This is a genomic window from Streptomyces populi, from assembly GCF_002911015.1.
GTDB classification, from domain to species: Bacteria; Actinomycetota; Actinomycetes; order Streptomycetales; family Streptomycetaceae; genus Streptomyces; species Streptomyces populi.
Genome location: NZ_KZ627042.1, coordinates 1 through 8,001, shown reverse-complemented (window position 1 = coordinate 8,001; position 8,001 = coordinate 1). Strand labels below are relative to the sequence as shown.

The 8,001-nt window shown below is 71.8% G+C and carries 7 protein-coding genes and 2 riboswitches; of the genes, 4 read left to right on the top strand and 3 right to left on the bottom strand.

The features are described from left to right. Positions 1 to 209: 209 nt before the first annotated feature. From CW362_RS41950 to CW362_RS41940, 3 genes are all read right to left on the bottom strand, one after another. Positions 210 to 1,010 carry an enhanced serine sensitivity protein SseB C-terminal domain-containing protein gene (locus CW362_RS41950; RefSeq protein WP_103554837.1) on the bottom strand — a complete coding sequence of 267 codons (801 nt, stop codon included), beginning with the start codon at positions 1,008 to 1,010 and terminating at the stop codon, positions 210 to 212. A 226-nt stretch (positions 1,011 to 1,236) separates the two neighbouring features. Continuing rightward, positions 1,237 to 2,013, bottom strand: a complete 777-nt coding sequence (locus tag CW362_RS41945) for an enhanced serine sensitivity protein SseB (protein WP_103554836.1) — start codon at positions 2,011 to 2,013, stop codon at positions 1,237 to 1,239. A gap of 63 nt (positions 2,014 to 2,076) precedes the next feature. Next, a complete protein-coding gene (locus CW362_RS41940) occupies positions 2,077 to 2,769 on the bottom strand; it encodes an AAA family ATPase (protein WP_103554835.1) in 693 nt (230 codons plus the stop codon). Positions 2,770 to 2,920: 151 nt separating this feature from the next. After that, positions 2,921 to 3,017: riboswitch (glycine riboswitch) on the top strand. Next, positions 3,018 to 3,128, top strand: a riboswitch (glycine riboswitch). A 34-nt stretch (positions 3,129 to 3,162) separates the two neighbouring features. Between CW362_RS41940 and gcvT the strand changes: the two genes are divergently transcribed. The 4 genes from gcvT to CW362_RS41920 all read left to right on the top strand — a co-directional run bounded on the left by gcvT (position 3,163) and on the right by CW362_RS41920 (position 7,621). Further along, positions 3,163 to 4,281 (top strand): glycine cleavage system aminomethyltransferase GcvT, encoded by a 1,119-nt coding sequence (gcvT, locus tag CW362_RS41935; RefSeq protein WP_103554834.1) that lies wholly within the window; start codon positions 3,163 to 3,165, stop codon positions 4,279 to 4,281. Positions 4,282 to 4,437: 156 nt separating this feature from the next. Further along, positions 4,438 to 4,815, top strand: a complete 378-nt coding sequence (gene gcvH / locus CW362_RS41930) for a glycine cleavage system protein GcvH (RefSeq protein ID WP_103554833.1) — start codon at positions 4,438 to 4,440, stop codon at positions 4,813 to 4,815. Positions 4,816 to 4,829: 14 nt separating this feature from the next. Continuing rightward, positions 4,830 to 6,089: a serine hydroxymethyltransferase gene (locus tag CW362_RS41925; protein ID WP_103554832.1), complete on the top strand. Its 1,260-nt coding sequence runs from the start codon at positions 4,830 to 4,832 to the stop codon at positions 6,087 to 6,089. A 164-nt stretch (positions 6,090 to 6,253) separates the two neighbouring features. After that, the gene (locus CW362_RS41920) at positions 6,254 to 7,621 is read left to right on the top strand and encodes an L-serine ammonia-lyase (protein ID WP_103554831.1); all 1,368 of its coding nucleotides are present in this window, start codon (positions 6,254 to 6,256) and stop codon (positions 7,619 to 7,621) included. Positions 7,622 to 8,001 lie beyond the last annotated feature (380 nt).

Here is an 8,001-nt window from a genome sequence, read left to right as displayed (position 1 = left end):
ACGGCATTCGGAGGACTGTCAATTGACCCGAAAGACCGTATAGGGGTCTCTTTGATCAGAGATTCCGCCAAAACGGGACAATAGACACATCTATCCGCATCCCCGCAGGTCAGCAGCATGGAGCGCACGCCATATGGAGGCCGTGTGCAGAATCATGATGCCAGTCGTTCTCGCACGGACATGCGACAGGTCCGGAATTCGGAACGCTCTCAGTAGCCGCCGCGGGCCGGCGGATAGCCGTAACCGCCGGCCGTCGGCGCCTGGGAGGGCGCGGCGTGCGCCTCGCGGTCGTAGAACGGACGTGCGTTGGCGCGCAGCCACATCGCCACCGGATCGAACTCGTCCGACATCGCGACGGTGGAGACGGGCAGCCCGTCCGGGACCGCGCCGATGGACTGCTGCATCATCGCCCGGACCGAGTCGACGGCGGGCGGCGAGGTGTCGTACACGTCGAGGCCGATGGCCAAATATGGTGCCCCGACCGTGGGTTGGACCCAGGCGCGGCGCAACGACCGTACGGACGGGGTGCGATGGGCGTTCTGCGTGAGCAGGGCGTAGAACTGCGGGATCTCGATGGCCGGCTCGGACAGGCGCAGCGGGCCCGCGGGCTGCCGCTCCAGGCCCGTGGCGATACGGCGCAGATCCAGCCAGGGGATGCCGAGGCCGCCGCCCGGGGCGTGCGGGTTGAGCCAGAGGCCGAAGTGGTCGGGGTACAGGGTCCGGGCGACGTCCAGCCCGTCCACGACCTCGTAACTGCGGTTCCAGCCACTGGCCGAGAGCTCCTGGGCCGAGGTGACGCAGGGCGCGTACCCGAAGCCGTCCACCTGCACGTTCCCGTACTGGGCGTCCGGGGAGCCGGCCTGGCCGTGCCACAGCAGCATCCACACCTGGCCGGACGACGGAGTCGCGAGCGCGCGAAGGAGCGCCTCGTAGGCGTCGTAACGCCCGGGAGTCACCTGGCGCAGCATGTGCTCGACCTGCCCGGCCGCGGCCGTGCCCGACGCGCTCACCCTCAACCGCCCCTTCGCGAACAATTCACGACGAACTCATCCTTTGTGCCGAGGCGCCGGTCACGAACGTGCGTCAACACCTCGACCAGGCCATGAAACCAGCTTATGCGGCGATCGTGCTCCGCCGGGGGAAGCAGTCGAGAGCCGGGAACCGCCCCGAGGGGCGGCCGTGGGCCCCGCGGGGCGGGCGCACGGTCCTGCCGGGCGCCCTCGACGCGGGTGTCGTTCAGTGACCGTGCTGGTAGAAGGGGCGCACCCGGTCCCGCATCCAGTCGCCGACCGGGTCCTGCGCCACGTCGAGGAGAACCAGGTTCACCGGAACGCTCACCGGGACGCGGCCGAGGGCGCGGCCCAGGGCGTCCAGGGGCAGCGCGCGGGCGTCGCCCTCCCACGCCGCGAGCTCGACACCGATGAACATGACCGGTTCGCCGCCCTCGATGCTGGCCAGACAGCGGCGGGCGCTCAGGACGACGCCGGTCGCGGCGAACTCCGCCGAGGCCGCGGCGAGGAAGTCCATCGGATCGTCCTGCCAGTCGGGCTCGAAGAGCCGCACGCGGCCCCCGGTGGCCGCCCCGTCCAGCTCGGTCCGCCCGGCCCTGCACAGCTCGGCGACGGCCGGCGGCGGCAGCGGTACGCCGACCACGCCGTCCGGGTTCACCGCGATGCCGACCTGCGGCGGAAGTCCGCGGGCGAACTCGACGGCGGGCGCGATCGTGTACGACATGTGGCTGCCGACGACCTGGCGGAACTGCTCCTCGGAGCTGAAGACGGGGACGTACACCTGGCCCCCGAGGTCCATCGTGGGCAGGTCGAGGGCACCGCTCTGCGGGCCGCCGCCGTTGGGCAGCGGCACCCACACGAAGCTGCGGCCGAGCACCTCGACGATGCGAGCGGCCGTCGAGGGCCCCGCGGGCACGCCGACCGCGGAGGACAACACCTCCTCCAGCTCGTTGCCGGGCCAGCCGCCGTGCGGATGGGGGTGCGCCTGTGCCGGAAAGTCCATCTGTCTACCGCCCGCTTCGAACCGTTGTTCCGGCTGGAAAGGTTAGTGGGCCACCGCGCCCGCTCAGTGGCCGAAGTCGATCCTTCGCAGCACGTCCGCCGCGTCCCGGTCGATGAGGACCGCCGACCGGCACCCCTCGGGCAGGTCTCCCCTCTCGACGGAGCGCAGCAGCCGGGCGGCCGCGCCGCGGTGGCGGGCGAAGGCGTAGCGCGAGACGCCCCGGCCGCGCTCGCGCTGGCCGTCCAGCGCGGTGCCGGGCGTGACGTCGAGCAGCAGCAGGTGCAGCGCGCCGCCCCGACGCCGGGCCTCGCGGGCGAGCCAGCGGCGCACCCAGGCCTGCGTACCGCAGTCGTGCACGACGAGTCCGCCGCCCTCGCGCAGGGCGCGGCGCAGGCCGGCGTAGTGCGCGAGGCGGACGAGGGGGCGGTAGACCGCGTACGGCAGCAGCCCGGCCATCCGGCCGTCCCAGCGCTCGCGGGTGTCCTGCGAGTCGACGCGCGTGCCCCGCACCGCCCGCCGCATCAGCGTCGACTTGCCGCTGCCGGGCAGTCCGGTGACCACGACGAGGTCGCGCGCCCCGAAGCGGAGACCGTACGGACTGTGTCCGACCCGGTCGCGGAGGTCCCGCACGACAGCCGCCGGGAGCGGGCGGCGGGCCTTTCGGGCCGGTGCGCCGGGCTGCTCGGGCAGTGCGAGACCCGAGGTCGTCGCGTACACCGTGGTCCTGTTCACCGTGACCGTCCTCCCCTTGGACATGGGGTCTCATCCCCGTCGAGTGTAAAGAGAAGGTAATGCCCGGCGCTTCCCGTTTCCGTGCGCGGAACGCCACAGCCCGGTCACAGATGGCGGGCTGCCGGGATCGGACGGCGCGTGCGATGATGACCGCGCCAACTGCATACCGGCCGCTTGAATCCGCGCGGGAGAGTTCCGGGTACGTGTACCCGGGCGCCGAAGGAGCAAGTCCCTCCCTTGAATCTCTCAGGCCCCGTTACCGCGCGGGCGAGGCACATCTGAAAAGCGGGCCGCTCCGCCGGCTCCACCCAAGGTGCAAGTCAGGACCACCGTTTCGCGGGGTCGTGATGAACCTCTCAGGTTCCGATGACAGATGGGGAGGAACGACCTCGCCGTCATGCCTTGGGAGCCACACCGATGAGCAGCAACGCACCCCGTCACACCGCGCTCGATGCCCTGCATCGTTCGCTCGGCGCGACCATGACCGACTTCGCGGGCTGGGACATGCCCCTGCGCTACGGCTCGGAGCGCGACGAGCACGTCGCCGTCCGCACGAAGGCCGGCCTCTTCGACCTCTCCCACATGGGTGAGATCACCGTCACCGGCCCCGGGGCGGCCGCTCTCCTGAACCACGCGCTGGTCGGCAACATCGCCACCGTCGGCACCGGCCGCGCCCGCTACACCATGATCTGCCAGGAGGACGGCGGCATCCTGGACGACCTGATCGTCTACCGCCTGGCCGAGCACGAATACATGGTCGTCGCCAACGCCTCCAACGCCCAGGTGGTGCTGGACGCGCTGACCGAGCGCGCCGCCGGTTTCGACGCCGAGGTGCGCGACGACCGTGACGCGTACGCGCTGATCGCCGTGCAGGGCCCCGAGTCGCCCGGCATCCTCAAGGCGGTCACCGACGCGGACCTCGACGGCCTGAAGTACTACGCGGGCCTGCCGGGCACCGTGGCCGGCGTCCCGGCCCTGATCGCCCGCACCGGCTACACCGGCGAGGACGGCTTCGAGCTGTTCGTCGCCCCCGCCGACGCCGAGAAGGTGTGGCAGGCGCTCACCGACGCGGGCACCCCGGCCGGTCTCGTCCCCTGCGGTCTGTCCTGCCGCGACACGCTGCGCCTGGAGGCCGGCATGCCGCTGTACGGGCACGAGCTGACCACCTCGCTGACCCCCTTCGACGCCGGTCTCGGCCGGGTCGTGAAGTTCGAGAAGGACGGCGACTTCGTGGGCCGCGCCGCGCTCGAGGCGGCCGCCTCGCGTGCCGAGCAGAACCCGCCGCGGGTCCTCGTCGGCCTGATCGCCGAGGGGCGTCGCGTGCCGCGCGCCGGGTACCCGGTCGTCGCCGGTGGCCAGGTCATCGGCGAGGTCACCTCGGGCGCCCCCTCCCCCACGCTGGGCAAGCCGATCGCGATGGCGTACGTCGACGCCGCGCACGCCGCGCCTGGCACCGCCGGTGTGGGCGTGGACATCCGGGGCAGCCACGAACCGTACGAGGTCGTGGCGCTGCCGTTCTACAAGCGCCAGAAGTGACACCGGTCCGCACCGGGCGGACACGACACGGACGCCCGTCGGGCGCCGGTGCCGGCGGGCGCCCCGCCGGACGTCGGACGTGACCCTGGGCACATCCGCCCGGTCACCCATGCTTCCCTCCACCAGCACTCCACCGCGTACAGGAGAATTCAGGTCATGAGCAACCCCCAGCAGCTGCGTTACAGCAAGGAGCACGAGTGGCTGTCCGACGCCGAGGACGGCGTCCGGACGGTCGGCATCACCGAGTTCGCGGCCAACGCGCTCGGCGACGTCGTCTACGCCCAGCTCCCGGCCGTCGGTGACACGGTGACCGCGGGCGAGGCCTGCGGCGAACTGGAGTCGACCAAGTCCGTCAGCGACCTGTACTCCCCGGTGAACGGCGAGGTCGTCGCGGCCAACCAGGACGTCGTGGACGACCCGGCCCTGGTCAACTCCGACCCCTTCGAGGGCGGCTGGCTGTTCAAGGTGCGCGTCGCGGACGAGCCCGAGGACCTGATGTCCGCCGACGAGTACACCGCCTTCACCGCCGGCTGAGGAGACCCACCCGCATGTCGCTCATGAACACCCCGCTGCACGAGCTCGACCCGGACGTCGCGGCCGCCGTCGACGCCGAGCTGCACCGCCAGCAGTCGACCCTGGAGATGATCGCCTCGGAGAACTTCGCTCCGGTCGCGGTCATGGAGGCCCAGGGCTCGGTCCTGACCAACAAGTACGCCGAGGGCTACCCGGGCCGCCGCTACTACGGCGGCTGCGAGCACGTCGACGTGGCCGAGCAGATCGCCATCGACCGGGTCAAGGACCTGTTCGGCGCCGAGTACGCCAACGTCCAGCCCCACTCGGGCGCCTCCGCCAACCAGGCCGCGCTGTTCGCGCTGGCCCAGCCCGGGGACACCATCCTCGGCCTGGACCTGGCCCACGGCGGCCACCTGACCCACGGCATGCGCCTGAACTTCTCGGGCAAGCAGTTCGACGTGGTCGCGTACCACGTGGACGACTCCGGCCTGGTCGACATGGCCGAGGTCGAGCGGCTCGCCAAGGAGCACCGCCCGAAGGTGATCATCGCCGGCTGGTCGGCGTACCCGCGGCAGCTCGACTTCGCCGAGTTCCGCCGGATCGCGGACGAGGCCGGGGCCTTCCTGTGGGTCGACATGGCCCACTTCGCGGGCCTGGTCGCGGCGGGTCTGCACCCGAACCCGGTGCCGTTCGCGGACGTGGTCACCTCCACCACGCACAAGACCCTCGGCGGTCCCCGCGGCGGCATCATCCTGGCGAAGAAGGAGTTCGCGAAGAAGCTGAACTCCTCGGTCTTCCCGGGCTTCCAGGGCGGTCCCCTGGAGCACGTGATCGCCGCCAAGGCCGTCTCCTTCAAGGTCGCCGCCTCGGACGACTTCAAGGAGCGCCAGCAGCGCACGCTGGACGGCGCGCGCATCCTGGCCGAGCGCCTGGTGCGGGACGACGTGAAGGCCGTCGGCGTGGACGTCCTGTCCGGGGGCACCGACGTGCACCTGGTCCTGGTCGACCTGCGCAACTCCGAGCTGGACGGGCAGCAGGCCGAGGACCGCCTCCACGAGGTCGGCATCACGGTCAACCGCAACGCCATCCCGAACGACCCGCGCCCGCCGATGGTCACCTCCGGCCTGCGCATCGGCACGCCCGCCCTCGCCACCCGCGGCTTCGGCGCCGAGGACTTCACCGAGGTCGCGGACATCATCGCCGAGACGCTGAAGCCGTCCTACGACACCGCGGCCCTGAAGGCCCGTGTGTCCGCTCTGGCCGACAAGCACCCGTTGTACCCCGGCCTGAAGTAGTTCCGTAGGATTTCCTTCATTTCTTTTTCACCCGTACGGTCTGTATGCGTACGGACATCCGGGGCACCGCGCACACTGGAACCAGAGCGCGGTGCCCCGTTCCATGCAGTCCCGCACCACCTCGGCCGGACAACGGCGTCCGGCGACATCAGCAAGGAGTACCCGTGGCCATCTCGGTCTTCGACCTGTTCTCGATCGGCATCGGCCCGTCCAGCTCCCACACGGTGGGTCCGATGCGCGCCGCGCGCATGTTCGCCCGGCGGCTGCGCAACGAGGACCTGCTGGCCCCGGTCACCTCGATACGCGCCGAGCTGTACGGCTCCCTGGGCGCCACCGGCCACGGCCACGGCACCCCCAAGGCGGTGCTGCTCGGCCTGGAGGGCGCCTCGCCCCGGACGGTGGACGTGGAGGGCGCCGACGAGCGGGTCGAGCAGATCAAGTCCTCGGGCCGGATCCGTCTGCTCGGCGAGCACGAGATCGACTTCGATTTCGACGACGACCTGGTCCTGCACCGCCGCAAGGCCCTGCCGTACCACGCCAACGGCATGACGATCTTCGCGTACGACGCCTCGGGCGGACTCGTCCTGGAGAAGACGTACTACTCGGTGGGCGGCGGCTTCGTGGTCGACGAGGACGCGGTCGGCGAGGACCGCATCAAGCTCGACGACACGGTCCTGAAGTACCCGTTCCGCACGGGTGACGAGCTGCTGCGGCTCACCAAGGAGACCGGTCTGTCGATCTCCGCCCTGATGCTGGAGAACGAGCGGGCCTGGCGCACCGAGGAGGAGATCCGCGAGGGGCTCCTCGGGATCTGGCGCGTCATGCAGGCGTGCGTCTCGCGCGGCATCACCCGCGAGGGCATCCTGCCGGGCGGACTGCGGGTGCGCCGCCGCGCCGCCCTCTCGGCCCGCCAGCTGCGCGCCGAGGGCGACCCGCTGGCGCACGCCATGGAGTGGATCACCCTCTACGCGATGGCGGTGAACGAGGAGAACGCGGCGGGCGGCCGGGTGGTCACCGCCCCCACCAACGGCGCGGCGGGCATCATCCCGGCAGTGCTGCACTACTACATCAACTTCGTGCCCGGCGCGGACGAGGACGGCGTCGTGCGGTTCCTGCTCGCGGCCGGGGCGATCGGCATGCTCTTCAAGGAGAACGCCTCCATCTCGGGCGCCGAGGTCGGCTGCCAGGGCGAGGTCGGCTCGGCCTGCTCCATGGCCGCGGGCGCGCTCGCCGAGGTCCTGGGCGGCAGCCCCGAGCAGGTCGAGAACGCCGCCGAGATCGGCATGGAGCACAACCTCGGCCTGACCTGCGACCCGGTCGGCGGGCTGGTCCAGATCCCCTGCATCGAGCGCAACGGCATGGCCGCGGTGAAGGCCGTCACGGCGGCCCGGATGGCCATGCGCGGCGACGGCTCGCACCTGGTCTCCCTCGACAAGGTCATCAAGACCATGAAGGAGACCGGCGCCGACATGAGCGTCAAGTACAAGGAGACGGCCCGGGGCGGGCTGGCGGTCAACATCATCGAGTGCTGAGCGTCCGGCGCCGGCCCTGACCGGCGACTGCGCGCCCGTGCCCCGGCCGGCACCACCGGACACACTTCGCCCGCGGTGCCGGACGCGGTGGCCGCCGGATCCCCGGACCGGGGCCGTCCGGTCGCCCGCCACCCGGCGTTCCCGGCCGGGCCGGAGGCACCGCACGGGGCGAGTGGCTCGTTTCCTCCGTCCGCCGCGCGGCTCTGGGCCCACCCCCGTGGCCGCACGGCGGACGGAAGGGCCGGTCCCCCCGTCCGCCGCGCGGACGGGGGGACCGGCCCTTCCGGTGACCGGGGCGGGCCGTCAGTGCGTCCGCGCCGGGGCCGCGGGGGCGGCCGGGATCCGGCGGGACACCGCGTGGCGGACCCCGGTGCCGGTGA

What these genes read in the sequence shown, in the direction of transcription:
- CW362_RS41925 (WP_103554832.1), top strand. Translation starts at nt 4,830, where the DNA reads ATGTCGCTCATGAACACCCCGCTGCACGAGCTCGACCCGGACGTCGCG.
- CW362_RS41940 (WP_103554835.1), bottom strand. Translation starts at nt 2,769, where the DNA reads ATGTCCAAGGGGAGGACGGTCACGGTGAACAGGACCACGGTGTACGCG.
- CW362_RS41945 (WP_103554836.1), bottom strand. Translation starts at nt 2,013, where the DNA reads ATGGACTTTCCGGCACAGGCGCACCCCCATCCGCACGGCGGCTGGCCC.
- gcvH (WP_103554833.1), top strand. Translation starts at nt 4,438, where the DNA reads ATGAGCAACCCCCAGCAGCTGCGTTACAGCAAGGAGCACGAGTGGCTG.
- gcvT (WP_103554834.1), top strand. Translation starts at nt 3,163, where the DNA reads ATGAGCAGCAACGCACCCCGTCACACCGCGCTCGATGCCCTGCATCGT.